Origin of the sequence: Flavobacterium cutihirudinis (assembly GCF_003385895.1) — a bacterium.
In the GTDB taxonomy this organism is placed as follows: domain Bacteria; phylum Bacteroidota; class Bacteroidia; order Flavobacteriales; family Flavobacteriaceae; genus Flavobacterium; species Flavobacterium cutihirudinis.
The window spans coordinates 241,060-264,567 of the sequence record NZ_QRDQ01000007.1 but is presented as its reverse complement, the minus strand read 5'-3'; the positions used below and the strand labels follow the sequence as shown (position 1 = coordinate 264,567).

The 23,508-nt window shown below is 32.6% G+C and carries 21 protein-coding genes; 17 read left to right on the top strand and 4 right to left on the bottom strand.

All coding sequences use genetic code 11. The features are described from left to right. The first annotated feature begins 101 nt into the window (after positions 1-101). From BD847_RS01120 to BD847_RS01080, 10 genes are all read left to right on the top strand, one after another. A complete protein-coding gene (locus BD847_RS01120; RefSeq protein WP_147298487.1) occupies positions 102-647 on the top strand; it encodes a hypothetical protein in 546 nt (181 codons plus the stop codon). A 168-nt stretch (positions 648-815) separates the two neighbouring features. Then, complete coding sequence (locus tag BD847_RS01115; protein ID WP_167443808.1) at positions 816-1,949, top strand: PDDEXK-like family protein; 1,134 nt, start codon at positions 816-818, stop codon at positions 1,947-1,949. Between the two features lie 140 nt (positions 1,950-2,089). Further along, positions 2,090-2,719 (top strand): hypothetical protein, encoded by a 630-nt coding sequence (locus tag BD847_RS01110; protein WP_147298486.1) that lies wholly within the window; start codon positions 2,090-2,092, stop codon positions 2,717-2,719. Beyond that, a complete protein-coding gene (locus tag BD847_RS20765; RefSeq protein ID WP_167443807.1) occupies positions 2,707-2,847 on the top strand; it encodes a hypothetical protein in 141 nt (46 codons plus the stop codon). The genes BD847_RS01110 and BD847_RS20765 overlap by 13 nt, the downstream gene beginning before the upstream one ends. 303 nt (positions 2,848-3,150) lie before the next feature. Further along, on the top strand, positions 3,151-3,729 hold the full coding sequence (locus tag BD847_RS01100) for a hypothetical protein (protein ID WP_115886426.1): 579 nt from the start codon (positions 3,151-3,153) through the stop codon (positions 3,727-3,729). 289 nt (positions 3,730-4,018) lie between these two features. Beyond that, positions 4,019-4,192, top strand: a complete 174-nt coding sequence (locus BD847_RS20760; protein WP_167443806.1) for a hypothetical protein — start codon at positions 4,019-4,021, stop codon at positions 4,190-4,192. Between the two features lie 661 nt (positions 4,193-4,853). After that, a complete protein-coding gene (locus tag BD847_RS01095; protein WP_115886425.1) occupies positions 4,854-5,669 on the top strand; it encodes a DoxX family membrane protein in 816 nt (271 codons plus the stop codon). A 166-nt stretch (positions 5,670-5,835) separates the two neighbouring features. Then, positions 5,836-6,039, top strand: a complete 204-nt coding sequence (locus BD847_RS01090; RefSeq protein ID WP_208641779.1) for a YqaE/Pmp3 family membrane protein — start codon at positions 5,836-5,838, stop codon at positions 6,037-6,039. 100 nt (positions 6,040-6,139) lie between these two features. Beyond that, the gene (locus BD847_RS01085) at positions 6,140-6,634 is read left to right on the top strand and encodes an SRPBCC family protein (RefSeq protein ID WP_115886424.1); all 495 of its coding nucleotides are present in this window, start codon (positions 6,140-6,142) and stop codon (positions 6,632-6,634) included. Positions 6,635-6,652: 18 nt separating this feature from the next. Then, complete coding sequence (locus BD847_RS01080; RefSeq protein ID WP_115886423.1) at positions 6,653-6,892, top strand: hypothetical protein; 240 nt, start codon at positions 6,653-6,655, stop codon at positions 6,890-6,892. Positions 6,893-6,985: 93 nt separating this feature from the next. Here the strand turns inward: BD847_RS01080 and BD847_RS01075 are convergent, their stop codons facing one another. The 3 genes from BD847_RS01075 to BD847_RS01065 all read right to left on the bottom strand — a co-directional run bounded on the left by BD847_RS01075 (position 6,986) and on the right by BD847_RS01065 (position 11,377). Continuing rightward, the gene (locus BD847_RS01075) at positions 6,986-7,363 is read right to left on the bottom strand and encodes a GreA/GreB family elongation factor (RefSeq protein WP_115886422.1); all 378 of its coding nucleotides are present in this window, start codon (positions 7,361-7,363) and stop codon (positions 6,986-6,988) included. 404 nt (positions 7,364-7,767) lie between these two features. Continuing rightward, the gene (locus BD847_RS01070) at positions 7,768-9,396 is read right to left on the bottom strand and encodes a hypothetical protein (RefSeq protein ID WP_147298485.1); all 1,629 of its coding nucleotides are present in this window, start codon (positions 9,394-9,396) and stop codon (positions 7,768-7,770) included. A 502-nt stretch (positions 9,397-9,898) separates the two neighbouring features. Continuing rightward, the gene (locus tag BD847_RS01065; RefSeq protein ID WP_115886420.1) at positions 9,899-11,377 is read right to left on the bottom strand and encodes a carboxypeptidase regulatory-like domain-containing protein; all 1,479 of its coding nucleotides are present in this window, start codon (positions 11,375-11,377) and stop codon (positions 9,899-9,901) included. 309 nt (positions 11,378-11,686) lie between these two features. On the opposite strand from BD847_RS01065, the gene BD847_RS01060 reads away from it, so the two are divergent. From BD847_RS01060 to BD847_RS01045, 4 genes are all read left to right on the top strand, one after another. Continuing rightward, complete coding sequence (locus tag BD847_RS01060; RefSeq protein WP_115886419.1) at positions 11,687-13,990, top strand: type IA DNA topoisomerase; 2,304 nt, start codon at positions 11,687-11,689, stop codon at positions 13,988-13,990. A 308-nt stretch (positions 13,991-14,298) separates the two neighbouring features. Continuing rightward, positions 14,299-14,775 (top strand): DUF6265 family protein, encoded by a 477-nt coding sequence (locus BD847_RS01055; RefSeq protein WP_115886418.1) that lies wholly within the window; start codon positions 14,299-14,301, stop codon positions 14,773-14,775. A 4-nt stretch (positions 14,776-14,779) separates the two neighbouring features. After that, on the top strand, positions 14,780-15,280 hold the full coding sequence (locus tag BD847_RS01050) for a hypothetical protein (protein WP_115886417.1): 501 nt from the start codon (positions 14,780-14,782) through the stop codon (positions 15,278-15,280). A 1-nt stretch (position 15,281) separates the two neighbouring features. Continuing rightward, the gene (locus BD847_RS01045) at positions 15,282-15,743 is read left to right on the top strand and encodes a hypothetical protein (RefSeq protein ID WP_115886416.1); all 462 of its coding nucleotides are present in this window, start codon (positions 15,282-15,284) and stop codon (positions 15,741-15,743) included. A gap of 134 nt (positions 15,744-15,877) precedes the next feature. Here BD847_RS01045 and BD847_RS01040 read toward each other — a convergent pair whose 3' ends face one another. Then, positions 15,878-17,038 (bottom strand): MFS transporter, encoded by a 1,161-nt coding sequence (locus BD847_RS01040; RefSeq protein ID WP_115886415.1) that lies wholly within the window; start codon positions 17,036-17,038, stop codon positions 15,878-15,880. Positions 17,039-17,252: 214 nt separating this feature from the next. Between BD847_RS01040 and BD847_RS01035 the strand changes: the two genes are divergently transcribed. The 3 genes from BD847_RS01035 (at position 17,253) to BD847_RS01025 (ending at position 23,385) form a co-directional block, all read left to right on the top strand. Further along, positions 17,253-19,583 carry a TonB-dependent receptor gene (locus tag BD847_RS01035; RefSeq protein ID WP_115886414.1) on the top strand — a complete coding sequence of 777 codons (2,331 nt, stop codon included), beginning with the start codon at positions 17,253-17,255 and terminating at the stop codon, positions 19,581-19,583. Positions 19,584-19,661: 78 nt separating this feature from the next. Further along, complete coding sequence (locus BD847_RS01030; protein ID WP_115886413.1) at positions 19,662-20,819, top strand: PepSY-associated TM helix domain-containing protein; 1,158 nt, start codon at positions 19,662-19,664, stop codon at positions 20,817-20,819. 139 nt (positions 20,820-20,958) lie between these two features. Then, positions 20,959-23,385 (top strand): TonB-dependent receptor, encoded by a 2,427-nt coding sequence (locus BD847_RS01025; protein WP_115886412.1) that lies wholly within the window; start codon positions 20,959-20,961, stop codon positions 23,383-23,385. Positions 23,386-23,508: the final 123 nt, after the last annotated feature.

Genomic DNA, 23,508 nt, shown 5'->3' with positions numbered 1-23,508 from the left:
GTGTTCGCTTATAAAATTCGATGATCGCTGTGCGAAGTCCTCGCTGTAATGCCAAGACGTTAGTCGCAAGCAACAAAAACGTAACCAATAAAAACAAACATATGAAATTCACAAAAAACCTATGCACAATCCTTTTGTGTTTATCGTCTATTGCAATCTCTTTTGCACAAACTGATTTAAAAGAGAAAGAAAAAAGTAACGCAGAAAAATTTTCAGATAAATCAGGAACTCTAATTCAAAAAGAATTTATCGATGTTGGTGATTTGAAAAAGTGTAAAATTCAAATTGCAAAATTTACCGATTTGGTTAGCAATCAAAAAACAAGTGCGGTTAGATTTGAATATAGTTACGTAAGTTCGTATTCAAGCGACACAAAACTTGCCTTACTAGATTCTGACGAAATAGATGGTTTAATCAAATCTTTAAAATTAGTTCAAGAAAAAATTCTTCCAACGACCGCCACAAGCTATACAGAAGTTTCGTTTAGAAGTAGAAGTGGTTTTGAAGCCGGCTGTTTTTCAAAAAAGAATAGTTGGGATTTTTACATGAAACTAGAAAGATATGATGGGAAATCTTATGTGTTCTTAGATAAAGAAGATTTACCTAAACTGTTATCAATTTTAGAACAAGCAAAAGCCAGTTTGTAAAGTTGCCCCGCCTTCCGCTCTACGAAGTGTCCCTCATGAAGCGCTACGCAAATGTCACTGACTTTGCGCAATTTTTTTTTTACGTTCTTAAAAACTAAAAAAACCGCTAGCGCGAGTGTCCCGCTCGTGAACACATCTTTACAAAACCTATGTCATAAATACAAGAAAATGCTACAGCTATTAGATAAAATAAAAATCCTGAATAAATATCAAAAAAAGATTTCCGACTTATCATCAGAAGAAAGATTTAACATGTTTAAAATTTGTGGAGTCAATCATTATGAAGTAACGCATTCATCAATTTTAACAGAGCTTTTAAGTAATAATTCATCTCATAATTTTGGCAACAAATTTTTTATAGCTTTTCTAAAAACTTTAAAAAAAGAAAATTTATTATCCGAAGATTATCAATTTTCTCTCGAAGACATAAAAGTAATTCCCGAATTTTCTATTGGAGAATTAGGTAGAATCGACATTCTCATTAAAAATAGTTATCAATGTATTATCATCGAAAATAAAATTTATGCAAAGGATCGGCTAGAACAATTAAAGAGATACGAAACATATGCAAAAAATAAATTCACAGATTATAAACTCTTTTACTTAACATTGTACGGAGATGAAGCCTCTGAAGATAGTGCTCAAGACTCTAATTACTCAACAATTTCGTACAGTTACACTATAATAAACTGGTTAGAAAGATGTGTAGAAATTTCCGCTAAAAGTCCAGTTATAAGAGAAACCTTAATACAATACATCAATCACCTAAAATTTTTAACCAATAATACTTCCCTTTCTAAAATGAATAATGAAATTATTGAACTTTTAAGTCAAAATGATAATATTGAAGCGACTTTCACAATTGGAGAAAGATTAAATGATGTAAAAAATCATTTAATTAATAAAGTTTTTTTACCGCAGTTAAATGACTTGTGCGAAGAGCTTAATTTAATTAATGATTCTGACGAATACGACAGAGTTAATACATCTTGGGCTGGATTTCGAATTATAAATCCAAACTGGAACTTTTTCAAAATAGCTTTAGAATTTGAAGCCCGTGGATTAAGAAATTCAATTATTGGAGTGACATATATAAATCCAGACAATAGAAAAGATGAAATACTAGAAATACTGAAAGGTAGATTTAAGGATAAAAATAAAAATTGGGTCTGGAATGATTTTCCTAAGTATAATTCCTGGAATAAAGATGCGATGATTGCAATTCAAAATGGTGAAATGAAAAATATTTTTAAAACGGAAATAGAAAATATTTTATCAAAAACGAAAGATTTAGAAATGTAGCTATTTTCCCAGAACCCGATAGCGCGGATTTGTAATCAGTGTCCACAATAGCAACAAAGAATACAAATCATCAAAACAAAGAAAAAAACCAATCTTTACAGACACAGATCCTCCTTTATAATATTAAATATCTAAAAACAATGACGGAAGCAAGATTAAAAGAATTAAGAAATTATTATGAGAAATTAATTGAACATAAATTAGATACTCAGAAAGAATACCAAAAAATAATTATGGGTCTTTCTGGAGGTGCTTTAACTATTAGCATGACTTTTAGTGATAACATTGTTTCATCTCAAGGAACATTTTTCAATTTTATATTAATTATTGGTTGGGGATTATTATTTCTTACAATTTTACTACAGGTGTATTATAATCGTTTAGTAACAAGCAGTACTAGCAATTTAATTTTAAAACTAGAAGAAGTCCTTTCGGAAAAAGGAGAAGATAATGATGAAATATTTGATATTTATCTCATTAAAATAAGAGAGTTAGAATTTGTAAACAAAATCTCAACTTTAATGATGTGTTTCGGATTATTATCTATAAGTATTTTCTTTTCATTAAATTTTTTATCTAAAAATAAAAATTTTGAATCTTCAACTAACCGCAAAGATGTAAATACTATTAATAAAAGCTCTAACAATATCCCTCCAATTAGCATAGAAAACAATCCTATTTTTATTAATAACAACGGCAAAATAGATACAACTATTATAAAGAAAATTATTTACAGAAAACCAAAACCAAAAAAACCATGTCAACAATGAGAAATGATAAATCTCAACAACCAAATCCTAAGCCACAGCCAAAATCTGTTCCTCCAAAACCAAGGCAAGTACCGTTAAGAGAAAGCGAACGTCAAAAAAAACACATACCTCCACCTCCTAAGAGATAAAAATATTTCAACTCCACGTTCCCGCACGAATCCTTTCGTATGGCGGTTAGCATGTGAAAAAACCGATAGCGCAGATTTGCAATCTGTGCCCGCAACAGTAAGTCACAATACAAATCATCAAAAACAAAAAGCTACAAAATCATGTAGCTTTTTTTATATTTACAAAGAGAACAAACCAATCTTTGCGGGCACAGATTGCAAATCTGCGCTATCGTGGTTGCAAATCCGCGCCATCATGATATTGTTTTTAGAAGATCTATATGAAATAATAGCTCTCGATAATAAAAGGCAAACCTTAAGAAAATGAATATAAAAAATCATCCGTTTTTTACAAAATATAGAAATTTCAAGTATCTATTATTATTTCATTTGTTTGTTTCTCTGTTTATTGTTATTTCAGGATTAGTTGGTGGTTATAATAATGGGGGTCCTTTGCTAGGTTTGAAAAAACCTTTTGAAAATTATATCGCATTGTCTAATCCCGAAAAATATTTAAAAAGTGATTTTTTTGTAGTCGATACTGCATTTATTGAAGAAACTTCAGGCAGAAAACCCTCTGACACAAAATCAAAATACACCGTAATTAGAGGTAATTTATTGCATTCGAACATCAAAAAAGAAATAATTTGGCAGGGCAATAATATTTATACATTCTATAAAGGAAGACTTGCCCTTAACAACGATAATTTCAATTACGTCTATACCCGAAAAGCAAAATCTATCAAAGTATGGAGAAACAAACTTAATGACGCACTTTTTGTAGACAACAAAAAGCATATGGAAGATCAAAAGTTTAACGCTGTTAGTCATTTATACATTCAATTTTCACTTCTCTTATTGCCTATAGTTTTGCTCATTTTAAAAAAGAAATCAGAAGTGTAACCAGATCACGCAGATATATCTTTGTGGTTTGTTAGCGCAGATTTGCAATCCGTGCCCGCAACGGTAACACACAATACAAATCATCAAAAACAAAAGCTACTAAATCATGTAGCTTTTTTTATATTTACAAAGAGAACAAACCAATCTTTGCGGGCACAGATTACAAATCTGCGTTAACGGAGCAAAGTGGCGCAAAGTCAGAGACATTTGCGCAGCAGGCGCAGCGGGGCATATACGAACCTTTACGAGAAAAAATTACTCTATACTCCATCAAATTTAATTACAATTCATGCGAAATTCAACAAAAATTCTACTTGCTATTCTCCTCTTTTTTATAGGAATCGGAACAAATATTGTTACCTCAGGAATGAACAATACAGTAATTTCATTAATAAGCTTTATGACTTATGTTTTAAGTTTCGGTTATATCATTTATTTAGCAACAAAAAAAGACAAACAATAATCCGATAGCGCGGATTTGTAATCCGTGCCCGCAACCGTAAAACACAATACAAATCATCAAAAACAAAAGCTACAAAATCATGTAGCTTTTACTTTATGTTTACATAGAGAATAAACTAATCTTTGCCGGCACGGATTGCAGATCCACGCTATCGTATGTAATATTCTGCACTGTATGTTCAAGGCCAAAAAACACTACCAAATGAGGCTCCAGCAGCCATCGGAGTCGTATAAACATCCAAATTAGACGTCATGTAGCGTCAAAATTGAGCCTTTGCATGTCATTTTTGAGGTACGGAACGTCAAAATTGGGGTCATGCTACCTCAAATTTGACGTCGCTAACGTCAAATTTGACCCTCGAGACTTCAAATTTGGAGTTCGGAACCTCAACTGACCACCATAGAACGTCAAATTTGGGGTTCGGAACGTCAAATTTGGGAGATAAATAAAGTTTTTCCATCGCTGGAGCGAATGTCCCGATCGCTAACACAATCTAAATTAATTTTAAAAACTATTCGGGCACGAGCAAGATGCCGACGCTAGCCGTTTATTTTTTAATCTAAAAACAAAACAAACAGCAAATCAATATCTTACAAATTAATTTATATATTTGATTGTTGCCAAAATCTATTATTTGATTCTTTTTTCTAAAAAACCACTAATGGAAAAACTTATTAAAATCGGCCGTTTGTTTTATGGTATCGGCGTTGTTGCTTTAGGAATTCACCAACTTATAATCAAAAAATTTCGTTCAGAGATTTTAGCTCCATTTCCTGCTTGGGCGCATAACAATAGCATCTTCCCTATTCTTGTTGGAATAGCTTTACTACTTGCAGGAATTATCATTTCAGGCGTATTTACAGTTAGATTTATTGACACCAAAAAAGTATGTCTTTATTTAGGTTTTGGTTTTCTTGTTTCTGTTATCGCTTCTCATTTGCCGTACATCATCATGCTTAGCGCAGAAAAAACTCCAGATTTTCAAGTTTGGATAAATGCAATCGAAGCCTTAACCTATAGCGGCGGAGCGTTTGTAATGGCTGGATCATTTGCAGAAAACAATATTATCAGAAGCGAAAAGAATTTTACTTCCATCTTAGAAAAACTTATTCCGTTTGGACGCATTTTTTATTCCATTCTGATCATATTATTTGGATTAAGTCACTTTGCTTTTGCCAGTTTTATTGCGACAATGGTTCCAAAATGGTTACCAGCGCCAATGTTTTGGACGTATTTTTTTGGTGTTGCTCTTGTCGTTTCTGGAATATCCATTATTTTCAAATTACTAATAAAACCTATTGCACTACTTTTAGCCTTTACGCTTTTATTGTTTTTCCTTTTCTTTCATATTCCTGATGCCTTTGCAAACCCATCTGAAGGTGGTGGAAATGAAATTGTACGTGCACTTATATGTTTGCTCTTCTGTGGAATTGCATTGGTAATCGCACTTACAAATAATCGTAAAAAACAGATTTAACAATCCTTATGAAGAAAAAGAAAAACTGGCTCAAAATATTTATCGAGAATTTGTTCGATTTTATTCTAAACTGGAGATCTTAGTACAGATACTCCAGATGAAGCTGATATGATTTGGCAAATCAGAAAATAGGATTTACTTTAGTAAAATGTAAAAACCAACCAAAATGATGACACTAATTGCAATTTTCTTTCCCTTTGCTTCTTTCTTTTTGAGAGGAAAAATACTCACTTCGATTCTTTGTCTCATCTTGCAAATCACTTTAATCGGTTGGATTCCGGCGGCAATTTGGGCTGTTATTTCGTTACAGAATTCAAGAGCCGACAAACGCAATCAAAAATTGATAAGAGCGATAAAAGCAAAATCGTAAACGAATTAGCTAAAATACATTTTCATACAACTGCAATATGGCAGCTATAAATTGAAGCCTTTATTATGCGAATAATGCCCTTTAAATAGTATATTTAAATATGGAAAACTTCGACTGGACATCCTTCACCAAAAAAATAGCCATAAAAGCTAAAATCAGTGACATATATAACGCCTGGACAATTGCGGCGGAATTAGAAAAATGGTTTCTCGAGAAGGTTATTTTTTATGGTGCCAATCAGGAACCTATAAGCAAAGATCAAAACGTTATAAACGATATTACTTACGAATGGCTTTGGTATTTGTATAAAGACGCAATGAAAGGAAAAATCACGTCTGCGAATGGAAAAGATTTCGTGCAATTTACTTTTGAAGGTGATTGTCTTGTCGATATAAAATTGAGCGAAACCAATGGTTATACAATTGTCGAACTTCATCATCATACTATTCCAACTGATGATTATTCAAAACAATACATCAGGTTAGGCTGTTCTAACGGCTGGCATTTTTACCTTACGAATCTTAAATCGGTTTATGAAGGTGGTTTAGATTTACGCAACAAAGACGAAAATTTGGATCCTATGATTAATAATTAAGCTTACTATTATTTCAAAATGGACATTATAGCAATCCTTTCAGGCCGAATCATTCTGGAGTTTTTAGGCGCTTCAGTACGTTATCTTTATTTCAATTTATGCACGCTGTTAAACGATGATGATTTTAGAACATTTTCAGGTTTCTGGTCACCAAAAGTAAGTAATAAGAAAAAGGATGAAAACAGCGAACTAAATCATATGATTGGAGTTTTATCTTTTGGAGCTTTGATAATGGCACTGATTTTTTTTAACGCCTAATCCATCATTTAGAAATAATTAAATACAAAAACATCCCAAAAAGAAATCTCTTTTCAGGATGTTTTTTAGGTTAGAGCAGAAAACGAAAAAGTATTACGCCTCTATTTCTACTTTTAAAATTTCTAATTTTAAATTCCCTTTTTTAGCTGGCCATTCGACAAGATCGCCTACTTTATATCCTACCATTGCAATAGCTTCATCAGAAAGAACTGAAATTTTGTTTTTACTTACTTTGGCATTTTCAGGACCAACTATAAAAATGGTTTTTTCTTCATTTTTTATGTGGTCTTTGTAGGTCACTTTTCGGTTTATCGATACAATATCTTCCGGAAGGTTTTTCCTTAATACCTGAGTGGCATGTTTTAATTCGCCCAATAACAACTCTTCTTCCTGAGGTGTTACTTTTTTTCTTCGTACATGATCTTTGATTAAATCGTATGTTCCGGTTGTTAAAATAATATTTTGTGACATGATTTTCTTATTTGCTTCATTTCCATAGATAATGATATACAACTCTTCACTGAATGTTTCGCAGCTCAGTCTAATTCAGTGATATCTTATCCTGAATGAAAATTGAAGATTAATAAACGAGCAATATAAATGGGAGGATCCCTGTCTAGAGTTTTGACAGGGCAAAAGGAATAAACTCTTTTGAGCTTTTTAAGAATGTATCATCATGCAAATACAATAAGGTGTACATCAAGCACATCAAACCGCTGTTAAGTAAATAAAAATTTGCAGTGACCATTATTATAATTCTAATCTTTCTGCAATATACGCTTTTTTTTCTCCCAAAAGAAGATTGTGAAGAAGCTGTTTTTAAAGAACAAACAATAGCAGCGCGAATTCTATTTACTTCGCACTGCTATTGTTTTTTATTTCGCAATGTTCTCTATACAATAACCTCTTTCCAGTTGATTTATAGAGATAATTTCATTGTCAAAAACTTCCAACAATAACGGAAAACCATAAGTTTCGTATTGCTTAATTGGAGTTGTAAAGTTGTTTTTTTCGAAAGCTTTAATTCGTGAAATAGTAGGTACTGCAAAATAGATTTTGTTGTCAGCCGAGATTTTTACATCTTCCAAATTCAAAGTTTCAGAATATTTTCCTGTCGTAACTTCTGTGAAATTATCGTAATTAACATTCGTTAAATAGCCCATATTGGTACTTACGAAATAACTTTTATCAGGCGACAAAGCAAATAATCTACTATCAGAAATACCGCCTTCAAAAGTAAAGTCCGTTTTTACTTCATCACCATTTACATGCAGTTGTGTTAGAGCAGTTTCACTTCCATATTCTCGTCCATCATTTCCTAGTCTAAAAAAATAGTTTTCTTTACCATTTACCAACTTTGCATTTGCTCCTACTCCAAATGAACCATTTCTATTTAAAACACGATCATTTGTACGATTATAAACAAACATTCCGCCTATATCTGCAAACTCATGTTTTTCTACAAAAAGGATATAATTGTTGATCGGAATTGCAGTTAATATGTTATAATCTGTTTTTAAGTTTATCGTTTCTTTTATTTTATGAGAAACTAAATCAATAACAAAAACATTTCCATCTATACTCGGAACATATAAATCTTCCACTCCATTATAATTTCCAATTGAGCAAAAGAAAATTTGGCCTTTTACATCAATTTTATCTTTATTTAACGAATGGGTATTGTAAAATAAAACCTGTCCATCCTCTTTACTAATAATGATTATTTCATTTTCATTATACGGATTTTTAAGCGTTTGCCCGGGTCTGAATTTTAAACTTCTTGGATTTTCGATAGATACAATCTTCTTGCATTTTATTGTTTTTCCGTTTACAACCTTTGTAACGGCGTAAAATACATTTTCGTTTAAATATCGTTTAGCGTCTGAAACAGTTGTTTCTTTTGCATTGGTGCTAACCTTTATTATATTTTCAGGAAGAAAAATTTCGTCATTGTTTAAATAACTTTTATTCAAGGCGTAAATCGTATATTTTTCGAAACCTGCATTCGAATCTTCATCCCATTTTAGTTTTAAACTTCCGTCTTCTCCTTTTTCTAATGAAGTAATCGAAAATGACAAATCTTTATTTTCATACGAAAGATAGTTAATACTTAAAGCTGTCTGAGATGTATTTTCGATATAATATTCGGTTACAACCACATAAGAAATAAAGGAATTAAAAGGAACTTCATTATCTGTGAAGTTATCTCTAAAACTATCTTCCGTTTCAAATACAAGTTTGCCTGAATATCGTACTACTTCGGGGTTTGTGTATTCATCTGTATTGGAATCAAAACGGTATACTTGAAACTTTTTAAATTTTTCTATTACAACCGGTTTCCAGGTTAACTTTAATTGACTATTGTTTCCAGTCAAGCTGATTAATTCGGTTTGTGGTTCAAAAAGAGCATTTTCTGGAATTGGTTTTTCGTCATTTGAACAATTAATAAACAATAACAAAGTGAAGAATGGTAAAACGTACTTTTTTAAGCTGTGTAGGTTCATGATCGGTTTTAGGTCTGTTTTTGGTTTAGATTGTTTTTTTATTAGAAATTCATCAATTTATTCAAGGCCAAAAAAGCCTGTAAATGAAAAGATTTTCTATCTAAAAAAGGCGAAGTTATGAAAATTATCAGTTTATTTTACAAACCGGATTGTAACATTATAAATATCAATTTGGCAGTACGATTGATAAAACATTACATTAAAAAGAAGATTTTGACGAAAAATATACTTTGGATTTCAATCATTTTACAGCGCGATTTGTAACTAAAAATCCTGAAGATAAAAGCGATAAAGTCGTTGAGACGAAACTTCAGTTTTTAGAATCAGAAATTCCATGGATGAAAAGAATTGATATTTTTAAAATTTAGATAAAATTGTATAAAAAAAGCTGCAGAAAATTATTTCTGCAGCTTTTTTTTAATCGCTTTATTTCGTGAAAATTACAAATCTTGCTTACTGTAATAGAATCTGCAATCTCATAAAATCACTCATTTATTGTTTACTATAAAGAGTTAACATAAACGGCACTTGCATCTTTTAAATTTTTCCAATTGGTATTTGCGTAGTTAACATCATCTACGACTATTTTTAGAGTAGAAGTATTTGTTTTAAAATTTCCAGTAGTAAATTTTGAGTTATTTCCATTTTTCAAATTTAATGTACTCAATAAATTATTGTCACAAAAAAGATAATCTCCGTCTATAGTTGCAATAAGAGGGTTTTTAGATAGATCTAAAGTAGTAAGGTTATTATAAGAAAGGTTCAAACCAACTAATTTTACATTTTTACTTACATCCAAACTCATAAGAGTATTATTTCTGCAATCCAATCTTACTAACTCAGTACATTTACTAACATCTAATGAAGTTAATTTATTATATGAACATACAATTCCAGTTAAAGCAGTATTCGTGTTCAAGTCTAAAGTTGTTAAATTATTATTTTGACACATCAAATGTACTAAAGCTGTATTTTTACTAATATCCAAAGTAGTTAGCTGATTATCAGAAACCCATAATATCTCTAAAGAAGTGTTTTTTGAAACATCAAGACTTGTTAATTTACCATTCTGAGCATATACATTGATCAATGCTGTATTTTTAGAAATATCAATAGTAGTTATATCAACTCCAAACGAAAGATCTGTTAATGCGGTATTCTTGGTAACATCCAGAGCACTCAGTGGGTTTCTGTCACAAAATAATAGCTTTAAAGCTGTATTATTAGAAACATCTATATTACTTATTAAATTAGAACTCATTTTTAAATTTTCTAACGCTGTATTTTTAGAAACGTCCAAAGTCGATATTTTGTTAAACGAAATATCCAGTGATTTTAGCGCCTTATTTTTTGAAAAATCTACCGATGTTAATTTTATTACCGAAGTACCATAAATATTAGAGCAAGAGAAGTATTCTAAAGCCGCGAAATCCTGAAGTCCGGTTAAATCTGCTACGCCAGAATCATTAAAATTTAAATATTTAACTGTACTGATTTTATAAGTTGGTACACTTCCATTAATAGGAGCAACATCATAACCTGCATTAATCAACAATTCTTCGAATTTAGCATCTGGTATAAGTGTTAATACTGTAGCATCGCCTGTCATACTTATTGACAAATTAACCTCTTTCCCTGCCTCTATAACAGCCTGAGTATTTTGTTCAGCATAAAGTACTAAAGAAGTAACTAGAGTAACGTTACCTGCTGGTATATTTTCGAATTTAAAAGTTCCATCTACGCCAGTAACAATACTTTTATCTTGTTGACCTGTTTGCTTTAGAGTTACTTTTGCTCCTTCAAGATTTGTACTGCCATTATTCACACTTCCGGTAATTACACCAACTGTAACAACTGGTAATGTAGGCTCTTCCGGACTATCCTCTTTACTACATGACATTGTTATTAATACAACAAATAAGAACAACATTTTATTAATTTTTTGAAACGTAAAAATTTTACTTGGGGCATGCTTTGTCATAAATTTTGATTTATTTTTAGTCTTGTAAATAACTAGATAAAATCTATTAAAAACAAATTCAAGGGCAAAAAAAAACACTATTTTTCTTTCATAAAAAAACAGATTATGTAGACTATTTTTAATCTAAAACTTACAACATTTTATAAATTATTCTACAACATTTGTAACAATTATACCAATGCATAAAAATGTTTTTCCAAATTGTTATGGGAATCAATATAAAACTAAGTTCTTATAGCTATTGGGATTACTACTTTGTTGCAAACCAAAAAAATTCTAACTTCGCTCCTCAATAAGAAAAGGAGAAAAATGAAGGTCTGTATTGCCGAGAAACCAAGTGTAGCACGAGAAATCGCATCCGTTTTGGGTGCCAATACCAAACACGATGGCTATTACGAAGGCAACGGTTATGCAGTAACTTACACTTTTGGTCATTTATGTACTTTAAAAGAACCTAACGATTACAAACCCCACTGGAAAAGCTGGGATTTGAACAATCTCCCAATACTTCCTGAAAAATTCGAAACCAAAGTCGTTCAGAATTCGGGAATCCAAAAACAGTTTAAAATCATAAAAAGTCTTTTCGACAAAGCCGAAGTGGTTATAAACTGCGGGGATGCCGGACAAGAAGGAGAATTGATTCAGCGTTGGGTGATGAACGAAGCGCATTACAAAGGCGAAATTCAACGTTTATGGATTTCATCTCTTACTACAGAAGCAATCAAAGAAGGTTTTGAAAACTTAAAACCTTCGTCGAATTATGATAATTTATTCTACGCCGGATTTTCAAGAGCAATTGGCGACTGGCTTTTGGGTATGAATGCAACGCGTTTGTATACCGTAAAACATGGCGGTTACAAACAAGTTTTGTCTATCGGACGTGTGCAAACGCCAACATTGGCAATGGTTGTAGATCGCTTTAGAGAAATTGAAAACTTTAAACCTCAACCCTATTGGGAATTGCAGACTTTGTACCGAGAAACCCTTTTCAGTTATGAAGATGGTCGTTTTCTAAAAAAAGAAGACGGAGAAATTCTAGCCGAAAAAGTAAAAGAAAGTGATTTCGAAATTGTTTCGGTTGATAAAAAAAACGGAAACGAATATGCACCAAAGCTTTTCGATTTAACAGGCTTACAGGTTTATTGCAACCAGAAATTTGGGTTTTCGGCAGAAGAAACGCTTAAAATTGCACAGACTTTATATGAGCAAAAGGTAATTACGTATCCCAGAGTTGATACGACTTTTTTACCCGGAGATATTTATCCGAAAGTACCTGGAATTCTGCAAAAATTAACTAATTACGCCGAATTGACGCAGCCTGTTTTAGAGAAAAAAATCAAGAAATCGCCAAAGGTTTTCAACGATAAAAAAGTAACCGATCACCATGCGATTATTCCGACTGGTGTTCAAAATAATTTAGCATACAATCAGCAGCAGGTTTACGATATTATTACACGACGTTTTATAGCTGTTTTTTATGATGACTGTTTGGTTGCGAATACCACAGTAATTGGAAAAGCAGCCGAAGTAACTTTTAAAGCGACAGGAAAAGAAATCTTAAAAAAAGGTTTCCGTGTAGTTTTTGAAGATCCAAACGCCAAAGAAAAAGAACCTGATTTATTACCGAGTTTTACTGTGGGCGAAAAAGGTCCGCATGAGCCTTCGTTCCTTCAAAAAGAAACAAAACCACCGAATCAGTTTACGGAAGCAACTTTACTTCGCGCCATGGAAACCGCAGGAAAACAAGTTGATGACGAAGATTTACGTGAATTGATGAAAGAAAACGGAATCGGGCGTCCGTCTACGCGTGCGAATATTATTGAAACACTTTTCAAACGCCAGTATATTGTTCGAAATAAAAAACAGGTTTTACCCACTTTAACCGGAATTCAATTGATTGATACGATTCAGAATGAATTGGTAAAATCGGCGGAACTTACCGGAACCTGGGAAAAACAATTGAAAGATATTGAAAAAGGAACTTTTACCGCGGCAGCATTCATTAGAAACATGAAAAGCATGGTAGAAGCTTTGGTTTATGAAGTTCGAAGCGAAACCAAACACGCCAACATTTCGCATGCAGCAACGATTCAGAAACCTGTTGTAAAAGCAGAAAAAAAGAAAGCTTCCGGAATTTCTGCAGAAACGTGTCCGAAATGCCAAAAAGGAAATCTGATAAAAGGAAAATCGGCTTTTGGATGCAGCGAATACAAATCGGGTTGTGACTTTGTTCTGCCTTTTGTTTTTCTGAATAAAAAAATTACGGAAAGCCAATATTTACGATTGGTTCAGAAAGGTTCAACCGTAAATATAAAAGGTTTCAAAACCGATTCTGGAACCGTTGAAGGTTTAATTCGTTTTGAGGAAAACTACAAACTGAAATTAGAACCTAAAAAAACGGAAACAAAATCAACATCAAAAGAAACATCAGATTCTTTAACGTGTCCGAAATGCAAAAAAGGAACTATTCTAAAAGGAAAAACGGCTTACGGATGCGCTGAATATAAATCAGGTTGTGATTTTAAAGTGACTTTTGATGAAGTTCGAACTAAACTTGGAGATCAAAAACCAACAAAGGAATTGGTCTATTCTATTTTGTGTGAAAGCGTTTAATTTTTTTTAGCCACAGATTAAAAGGATTAAAATGATTTTTTATTTTTTTTGCCACGAATTGCACTAATTTTCACTAATTTTTTCTCTTGAAGATTAGCTTTTAAATGATTTATTTTTGCTTCTAATTATAAATTAAATCTGCCATATTTGCTAAATCTGCGAGAGAGAAAATCATTTTAATCTCTTTGATCTTTGACCAAAATTCACTTCACAATTTTCAAAAATAAATTCGTGAAAATTAGTGTAATTCGTGGCAAACATTTTTTTCATACATTAGTACTAGAATTTAACACCAAAACCCATTTAAGATGTTTCAGAAAATTACTCTTTTAGCGCTTGTTATAACAGCTGTTTCTTGCCAGAAAAAAGAATCTGTTGAAAAAGATAAAATTAAAATCGCCGACTGGCTTATCGGAAACTGGGAAAATACTTCGCCTGACGGAGTTTTGACAGAAAATTGGCAAAAGCTAAATGACAGTACTTTCAGCGCTTCATCTTATTTTATAAAAGGAAAAGACACTTTACATTTTGAATCGATTGTTCTCGCTCAATTAGGCGAAACGCTAACCTACAAAGCGACTGTAAAAGGACAAAATGATGATAAACCGGTTTCGTTTCCGTCAACTTCAGAATCGGATAAACAATTAGTTTTTGAAAATCCTAAGCACGATTATCCTCAAAAAATCACGTATACAAAAGGCGCGAATAATACTTTGACTGCTGAAATTTCGGGAAATTTGAATGGAAAACCGAGTTCAGAGAAGTTTGTTATGACGAAGAAGTAAATCAATGAAACAGAAAATAAATTATATCCAGATAATTTTTCATTTCATTGCAGCTTACTTTATTATCTTTTCTTTTCGGACATTTTCATGGCTCCGCGATATCAGATTGATTGAATTAGCACAAATTCACGGTCCTCGATATGTTATGGACAATCATGAAAAGCTTGGAATAACTCCAGGTGAAGTAGCTTATTTTAATTTTTGGCCTGGTGTTTATAGTTTGGCAGGAATTGTTTTTGCTTTTATTCTATCAATTGCGATCTCAAAAATTAAAAAATGGTCTATTTTAAATAGCTTCATCGTTCTGGTACTCATTTATCTTTTATACCGATATAATGCGCTGGGCTGGAATTATTTTAGAATTTTTGCAATAGGTCGTTTTATAAATGATTATCAATTAAACTTTATCGTAACCGGATCATTTTTTTTAATTATTGGACTTGTTATTTTCTTTTCACGATGGACAAATCGGATAATTGAAAATCAATATTTGAAAACCAACTAAAATGAAAAAATTCTTTGTTTTGGTTTTATTCGTTATTTTAAGTTCTCTATTTACGTCATGTAATAATTCTGAATTAAGAAAGGAAAGTCTTCATTCGGGATTTATAGAAGAATCTGGCATTTATAATTTGCCTCATAAAAAAAGAAATATATTAGTAAAAGAATTAAAAGACGGTTCAATACTATTTGCAATACGAAATTCTCAAAACGAGATACTTTTTCAACAAAGCTTAAACGAAACTTTTAGTCCATATCATTTTTGGAAATTATATGTAGATGAAAATGCCAATGTATGGTATTACAACGGTGATTATAATTCTTCAAAAGCTTTGCTGTTTACTGAAAAAACTCAACTATACGAAATCGAAGATTTTTGTTCAAGAGAATTTCAATTGCCATTAAAATTTAAAAAAGCAATTGAATCTCATATAGATAAAAACTGCCAATCGTTTAAAAAAGAATAACTTTTTAATTTCAAAAAGAACCATCGGTTCGATCTATTTTGTAGAGCTGGACTTCAGTCCAGTTTACGCAAAGATAATCCACAACGCACTCCCAGCAACATAAAACCTCAGAATCTTAGCAACTTAAAAAAAACCTACTCATTCTCACCAATCTTATTCACCATAAAAATCATCAGAATACCTAAAAGCGCCATTACAAGAAACGCCCATTTCATACTTAGATATTCAGAAATAAAACCAACCATTGGTGGCACCAATAAAAATCCCAGATAACCAATAGTAGAAATAGAAGTCAATGCAGAACCACTACTTAATTTAGAAGATCTTCCGGCAATGCTGAACACTAAAGGAACGACACAAGAAACCCCAAATCCGATTAACATATAACCAAAAATAGTTGGATAGATATAAGGCAGAATAAAACAAATTCCAAAACCAACAGTAATTAAAATTCCGCTGTAAAGCAGAATTTTTTTAGTTCCGAATTTCATTACACCATAATCTCCAAATATTCTTCCTAAAGTTACAGCAGATGCAAAAAACACAAAAGCAGCACTAGTTAGCTTTGGCGAAGCTTTAAGTATATTTTCGAAATAGATTCCGCTCCAGTCGTACATTGTATTTTCGCAAGCCATTGAAACGAAACAAATCAAGGCAAACTTCACCAAGTTTTTTTCCGGCATAGAAAAGAATTTCTTTTTAACCGGAACAGGCTCATTATGGATACTCATTGGATAAAAACAAGCCGTAAGTGCCATCATAAAAACACTTACTCCCAACAAATGTTGGGCCGGCGAAATATGTTGCGTTACCATTACATAACCTAAACCTGCGCCAGAAAAAACAGCAATACTCCAAACAGCGTGAAAACGTGTAATAATCGATTTTGGGTACAATTTCTGCACCTCAAGAGACTGCGCATTAATTGATAAATTGAAAATATTTCGGGATGCTCCAAAAATTAAAAGCACAATAACCAATTGCCACACAAAAGCAACCAAACCAGGCAAAGCCAGTACAATATTAAACATGATTGCTCCTAAAAGCATAATGTAACGGCTGCTGTATTTGTTTAATAACTTTCCTGTAAAAGGCATTGTAAGCATTAAACCAATCGGGAAAGCAAATAAAACAGCACCAAATTGAGCTTCAGACAAATGCAATTGTGCTTGTATGTGCGGAATTCGGGAAACCCAAGACGAATATCCAATTCCGGAGAGAAAGAAAAAAACCGTGTTAGCAATACGATAGCCTTTGGGGGTGTTTTGATACTTTTTTAAGAAAGGTAAAATCATGAAATCTATTTTCTGACTGCAAAATTAAGGCTTTTAAACTTTATCCAGCCATAAGTTTCAATAAGAATTCCTTTTAATTCCTCATAAATCAACATTTAACAATTTCAATATGAAATCATAAAAATAAAAATTGTTAAAGTTATTTTAATTTCTACATTTGCACTGTTTTTATTTATTCTAAATAAAATTAATTATAAACCAATTAAAAATAGTCATGAATTACCTTTATTCGAAAACAACTCGTTTTCTATTTTCATTCAGTTTTCTATTTTCGTTTTTAAGTGTATTTGCACAACAGAACAACGGAAAAATCAAAGGAACCATTACCACTTCAGACGGCGACGCAGCTGCCGGCGTAAATATTATTCTAAAAAATTCTAAATATGGCACCACCACAAATGACGATGGTACATTCGAATTTAACCGTGTAAAAGCAGGAACTTATATTTTACAAGTTTCATTAACAGGTTACGAAACATCAGAAAGTCAGGTTATTGTTACCGAAGCCGAAACGAGTATCGTAAATCTTCAACTTAAAGTTTCTAACAAAGAATTGAAAGAAGTTGTAATAAGCGGTAAAAAAAGTATTGCATCCAAAAAAACAGATTATGTAGCCAGAATGCCACTTAAGAATCTCGAAAATCCGCAAGTTTATAATGTTATTCATAAAGAACTTTTAATGGAGCAAGTTTCGATTGATATTAAAAATGCAGTTCAGAACTCGCCAGGAGCGGTTCCGGTTACCTATCCTTCAGGTGGAGTTGGTGTAACTTTTAGAGGTTTCACAACAGGAATTAATGCCCGAAATGGTATGGAAACTTCTACAAATCGTTCTTCTACCGATCTTGCCAATGTCGAAAGAATTGAAGTTTTAAAAGGGCCATCGGGAACTTTATTTGGTTCGACGATTTCCTCTTTTGGAGGTGTGGTGAATCTGGTTACCAAAAAGCCATTTGAAACGACCGCTACTGAAATATCGTATACCATGGGAAGTTTCAATTTGAACCGTTTCACTGCCGATATCAATACTGCTTTAAACAAAGAGAAAACAGTATTATTCAGAATAAACGCTGCTGTGAGCAGAGAAAAAAGCTTTTTAGATTTTGGTTTCAACAATACAGTTGCAATCACGCCAAGCTTAACTTATAAAGCAAGTGAAAAGCTTACTTTTAATATTGATGCCGAATATATTAGTTCGAACAATACTCGTCGTACGTATCATAGATATGATCCAGCTTCCGGAATTACCAATCCCGGAGATTTGAAGGTACCTTACAGAAAATCATTATTTTATGATGATAATGATGCAAAAACCTCAGCCAACAAAGTTTTCGCTCAAGCGGAATATCAAATGTCTGATAACTGGAAATCTACTACTCTATTCTCTTTTATGGGAGAAAACGTAGAACGCAGCTACCAAACGTACACACTCTGGCTAAATCCTTATGAGGCTGCAAGAAGAGTTGGTAACTGGGGTCCAATTTATAACAACTATACCAACATTCAACAGAATGTAAACGGTCAGTTTGCAACGGGAAGTATAAAACATAAACTTTTGGTAGGTGCCAATTATAGTTTTAACAAAAACATTTTCTCTTCTGGAATTACGGCTTACATCGATACAGTTGACGTAAGAACTCCTTTTGATCCTATGAGAAGAAAAACCGTTGATGCTACTTTAAAACAAACTGCTTATCCAAATGATGGCGACAAAACGTTTAGTGTTTACGCTTCTGATGTAGTTAATTTTACTGATAGATTATCTGCCATGTTAAGTTTACGTATGGACAACTATAAACGTGACGAAGTTGAAGGAACTGAAGGTTACAGCCAAACTGCTTTATCTCCAAAATTAGGATTGGTATATCAGATCGTTCAGGATCAGGTTTCTATTTTCGGAAATTATATGAACGGATTCCAAAATTCTGCTCCTGTCACACAACCAGACGCAACAAGATTGATTTTAGATCCAATTTATGCCGTGCAATATGAAGCGGGTGTAAAAGTAGAAGCGTTCGGCAAAAAGCTGAGCACTACTTTGAGTTACTACAATATTAATATTGATAATGCTACAAGATCTGATGTAAATGGCTATACGATTCAGGATGGAGTTCAGGAAAGCAAAGGTTTGGATTTTGAATTAATAGCCAATCCAATAAATGGTTTAAACATTATTGCCGGATATGCTTATAATGACAATCGAATTGTAAAAACTTCTGATGATTCTAAAGCAATTGAAGGAAACAAATCTCCAGGCGCACCGGAAAATGTAGCGAACTTCTGGACGACTTATACACTACAAAATACTTTGAAAGGTTTAGGAGCCGGATTTGGAATAAATTATGTTGGGAAAAGCTATATGTTTGAAGACAACGTTTTCTATATTCCGTCATACACAACTGCTAATGCTACCGTATTTTATGATCAGTCGAATTGGAGAATTGGAGTTAAATTCAACAACATTACCAATGAAAGATATTGGGATTTTTACGGAAACTCTCAAGCACCAACAAACTTCTTAGTGAATCTGACATTAAAATTCTAAAGTCATATTTTTTTGCAACACCTCTATACATTATAGCGGTGTTGCTTTTTTAAACCCTTATTTATAAATTAATATTAAATGACTTTTAAAAAATCAATTCTTAAAATTCACCTTTGGTTGGGTCTGGCTTCCGGATTAATTGTAGTTATACTTGGTATTACAGGCTGTTTGTATGTTTTCGAAGAAGAATTACGGCCTATAATTCATGAATATTATTATGTAGATCAGGTTAAAGAAAAAAAACTTCCACTTAGTAAGCTCGTTGAAATTGCAAAAGAAGCGAATAAAATCAATCCGAAACAAACACTTTCTGGCTGCACAATTCCTAACGATGATAAACGTACTACTATTGTTTGGTTTTTTGAAGAATTAGATACAAATGCTATTTGGTATTGGAACCGTTATCAAAGTACTTACGTCTATTTAGATCCTTATACAGGAGTTGTAAAAAAGCTTGAAGCTTATAACTCCGAGTTTTTTGTTTTTATAAGAATGCTTCACCAAACGCTTTGTCTGAACAACGAAATAGGCGATCCAATTGTAGGTACGGCAACGATTATATTTATCATTTCGTTGATTACAGGTTTAATACTTTGGTGGCCAAAAAACAAACAGGCGGCTAAACAGCGCTTTTGGTTTCGATGGAAAAGCACTACGCAATGGAAACGTAAAAATTACGATTTGCATAATATTCTCGGCTATTACATGATGTTTTTTGCCTTAATCATTGCACTTACCGGATTAGTCTGGGCTTTTGAATGTTACGATACCGGTGTTCAGTGGTTATTTAACGGAGGAAAAACATTTGAGAAAAAAGAAAAATTTGTTTCTGATACTACTCAATATTCCCAAAATATGGCAGTTGATAAAATCTTCTCAGCCACAAAACAATTACAACCGGGAGCAAAAAGCTACTTTTTATTTCCGCCAGAAGCTAACGATTCTTTAGCAACTTTTAGAACATTCGTAAGATATGAGAATCGGTTTGATGATGTTTTTATAGAGTTTGACCAATACACAGCCAAACATTTAAAAACTATTACTTATGATGATAAAAATAATGGCGAAAAATTTCGATTCATCAATTATGATTTACACGTTGGAAGTATTTTGGGATTTCCGGGAAAAGTACTTGCTTTTTTTGCCAGTCTTGTATCTGCAAGTTTACCGATAACCGGTTTTTTAATTTGGTGGGGACGAAAGAACAAAAAAAAGAAAACTGTGGTAAAAACTTAAAAACGAATTTCTTAAACTTTTTTATTCCAAAAATACACTGTCAATTTAAATTGGCTTTGCAAAAAAAATATAATCTCTATATTTGTTTATTTTTATTTACTCTAAATAAAAATATTTTACTAATCAATAAAATAAAACCATGATTTATTCAAATTTAAAGATCAAACATTTCATTTTATTATTTTGTTTGATCTTGCTTACACCCTCAGCTTTTGCTCAGCAAAACTTCGGAAAAATTAAAGGAACTATAACAACTTCTGACGGAGAATTGGCCGTTGGAGTTAACATTATCCTCAAAAGCACCAAATACGGAACAATAAGTAACGAAGATGGCGCTTTTGAATTTAACCGTGTAAAACCAAATACGTACACGCTTCAGGTTTCATTAGCCGGTTATGAAACATTAGAACAAGCAGTAAATGTTACTGTAAATGAAACGACTACACTTTCGCTACAACTGAATGTTTCAAACAAACAATTAAAAGAAGTAATTGTTACCGCTAATAGAGGAAAAGCTTTTCCGAAGCAAAGTGTTTATGTTTCAAAAATGCCTCTTAAAAACATTGAAAACCCGCAAGTTTATAACATTGTTTCTTCAGAATTAATCAAAGAACAAGCGATTACAAATTATGAAGATGCACTAAAAAACGTACCGGGAATTCAAAAATTATGGGAATCTACGGGTCGTGGTGGCGATGGAGGTTCTTATTATTCTTTACGCGGTTTCGAAGTTCAGGCCAATATCGTAAATGGACTTCCAGGTTTGACAAACGGAAGTTTAGATCCTTCAAATGTTGAAAGAATTGAAGTTATTAAAGGTCCATCCGGAACTTTATTTGGAAGCAGCTTGGTAAGTTACGGCGGACTTATAAATACGGTTACTAAAAAACCATACAGCGGATTTGGAGGCGAAGTTTCTTATTTAGCAGGAAGTTTTGGTTTAAACCGAGTTACTGCCGATATCAATACGCCCCTAGACGATGCTGATAATGTCGCTTTTAGAATTAATGCAGCCTATCAAACGGAGAACAGTTTTCAGGATGCAGGATTTCGCAATTCCATTTTTGTAGCTCCTTCCCTTTCTTATAAAGTAAATGACAAATTATCTTTCCTGATTAATACCGAATTTATGGCTGAAGAAAAAACAACGCCATCAATGTTATTTTTAGGAAGAGATGCTCCTTTGCAATTTGCCAATTTAGACGAATTAAATTATGATACTGATTTATCTTTTTACAGCAATGATTTGTCAATGAAAAATCCGAGGTTCAGTTTACAGGGACAAATGACGTATAAGATGTCTGACCAATGGACTTCGCAAACCGTATTATCAAGAAGTTCATCAAAATCAAGAGGATATTACTCTTATATTTATGATAACGAAGACGGAAATGGTGATTTTGGTTTTTGGATTACAAAAGAGCAATCACAAACTATTGCAACCGATATTCAGCAAAATTTTATTGGTGATTTTAAAATTGGGCAAATGCGTAATCGTTTGGTTGTTGGTTTAGATTATTTTGACCGCAACGTCATGTATGGAGGTTCGGGATATGGGAAACTTTATAATGTTACCGCACAAGGCGAAGTCAGACAATTAAGTCCGGATGCGACTTATTACTTAACGCAAACTTCAGTTGATCAGCTTTTAGCAAACGAACCGGCAAGTAATTTTAATCCGCAAGACGCTACTTACAGTGCTTATGCTTCAGATGTAATTAATATTACACCTCAATTTTTGGCAATGGCCAGTTTAAGAGTCGATTATTTTGATACCGAAGGCGATATAAATTCAGATGATGACGATTATACGCAAACTGCTTTGTCTCCAAAATTCGGATTAGTTTATCAGCCAATTCAGGATAAATTATCTGTTTTTGCCAATTATATGAATGGTTTCAGAAATATTGCGCCTTCGATAAATTATGATCCAGATGGTAATGTAATAGGTTCTCAAACTTTTGAGCCGGAGCATGCCAATCAATTAGAATTTGGAGTAAAAGCCGATCTTTTTTCAGATAAATTAACCGGAACGCTGAGTTATTATGATATCAATGTGGCCAATTTAGTAACCAGCAACCCAATGTATAGCTCTCAGGGTGGCGAAGCAAGAAGCAAAGGTTTTGAATTTGACTTAAATGCTTCACCAATAAAAGGTTTGAGCATTATTGCAGGATATAGCTATAATGACAGTAAAATCACAAAAGGAGACGATGGAAATGTTTGGTTAGAAGAAGGTAAAAGACCTTTTTGGTCAGGACCAAAAAACTTAGTAAATCTTTGGGCTACGTACAAATTTGACGAAGGCACTTTAGAAAATTTCGGACTTGGTTTTGGTGGAAATTATGCAAGTGAAAATGCCATTTTGGACAGTTCTGTAACCGGGAAATTTGTTCTACCTGAATATACTGTAATTAACGGTTCTGTTTTTTATAATTCAAATAAATTCCGCGTAAGCTTTAATATAAATAACATTACCAATAAAGATTATTTTAATGGTGGATGGTCAACATTAAATCCCCAAAAGCCAAGAAACTTTGTAGCTAGTTTTGCTTATAAATTCTAATTGTACAGCTTCTTTTAAAACTTAAAAAACGGAACTAAACTTAAAAGTGAGTTCCGTTTAATTTTTATTTACTTATTAATATTTATTCTAAATAAACATTGCGAAACTAATATAAAACTGTAC

What these genes read in the sequence shown, in the direction of transcription:
- BD847_RS01030 (WP_115886413.1), top strand. Translation starts at nt 19,662, where the DNA reads ATGACTTTTAAAAAATCAATTCTTAAAATTCACCTTTGGTTGGGTCTG.
- BD847_RS01085 (WP_115886424.1), top strand. Translation starts at nt 6,140, where the DNA reads ATGGAAAACTTCGACTGGACATCCTTCACCAAAAAAATAGCCATAAAA.
- BD847_RS20760 (WP_167443806.1), top strand. Translation starts at nt 4,019, where the DNA reads ATGCGAAATTCAACAAAAATTCTACTTGCTATTCTCCTCTTTTTTATA.
- BD847_RS01110 (WP_147298486.1), top strand. Translation starts at nt 2,090, where the DNA reads ATGACGGAAGCAAGATTAAAAGAATTAAGAAATTATTATGAGAAATTA.
- BD847_RS20765 (WP_167443807.1), top strand. Translation starts at nt 2,707, where the DNA reads ATGTCAACAATGAGAAATGATAAATCTCAACAACCAAATCCTAAGCCA.
- BD847_RS01035 (WP_115886414.1), top strand. Translation starts at nt 17,253, where the DNA reads ATGAATTACCTTTATTCGAAAACAACTCGTTTTCTATTTTCATTCAGT.
- BD847_RS01070 (WP_147298485.1), bottom strand. Translation starts at nt 9,396, where the DNA reads ATGAACCTACACAGCTTAAAAAAGTACGTTTTACCATTCTTCACTTTG.
- BD847_RS01075 (WP_115886422.1), bottom strand. Translation starts at nt 7,363, where the DNA reads ATGTCACAAAATATTATTTTAACAACCGGAACATACGATTTAATCAAA.
- BD847_RS01045 (WP_115886416.1), top strand. Translation starts at nt 15,282, where the DNA reads ATGAAAAAATTCTTTGTTTTGGTTTTATTCGTTATTTTAAGTTCTCTA.
- BD847_RS01055 (WP_115886418.1), top strand. Translation starts at nt 14,299, where the DNA reads ATGTTTCAGAAAATTACTCTTTTAGCGCTTGTTATAACAGCTGTTTCT.
- BD847_RS01040 (WP_115886415.1), bottom strand. Translation starts at nt 17,038, where the DNA reads ATGATTTTACCTTTCTTAAAAAAGTATCAAAACACCCCCAAAGGCTAT.
- BD847_RS01120 (WP_147298487.1), top strand. Translation starts at nt 102, where the DNA reads ATGAAATTCACAAAAAACCTATGCACAATCCTTTTGTGTTTATCGTCT.
- BD847_RS01090 (WP_208641779.1), top strand. Translation starts at nt 5,836, where the DNA reads ATGATGACACTAATTGCAATTTTCTTTCCCTTTGCTTCTTTCTTTTTG.
- BD847_RS01050 (WP_115886417.1), top strand. Translation starts at nt 14,780, where the DNA reads ATGAAACAGAAAATAAATTATATCCAGATAATTTTTCATTTCATTGCA.
- BD847_RS01025 (WP_115886412.1), top strand. Translation starts at nt 20,959, where the DNA reads ATGATTTATTCAAATTTAAAGATCAAACATTTCATTTTATTATTTTGT.
- BD847_RS01080 (WP_115886423.1), top strand. Translation starts at nt 6,653, where the DNA reads ATGGACATTATAGCAATCCTTTCAGGCCGAATCATTCTGGAGTTTTTA.
- BD847_RS01095 (WP_115886425.1), top strand. Translation starts at nt 4,854, where the DNA reads ATGGAAAAACTTATTAAAATCGGCCGTTTGTTTTATGGTATCGGCGTT.
- BD847_RS01065 (WP_115886420.1), bottom strand. Translation starts at nt 11,377, where the DNA reads ATGACAAAGCATGCCCCAAGTAAAATTTTTACGTTTCAAAAAATTAAT.
- BD847_RS01115 (WP_167443808.1), top strand. Translation starts at nt 816, where the DNA reads ATGCTACAGCTATTAGATAAAATAAAAATCCTGAATAAATATCAAAAA.
- BD847_RS01100 (WP_115886426.1), top strand. Translation starts at nt 3,151, where the DNA reads ATGAATATAAAAAATCATCCGTTTTTTACAAAATATAGAAATTTCAAG.
- BD847_RS01060 (WP_115886419.1), top strand. Translation starts at nt 11,687, where the DNA reads ATGAAGGTCTGTATTGCCGAGAAACCAAGTGTAGCACGAGAAATCGCA.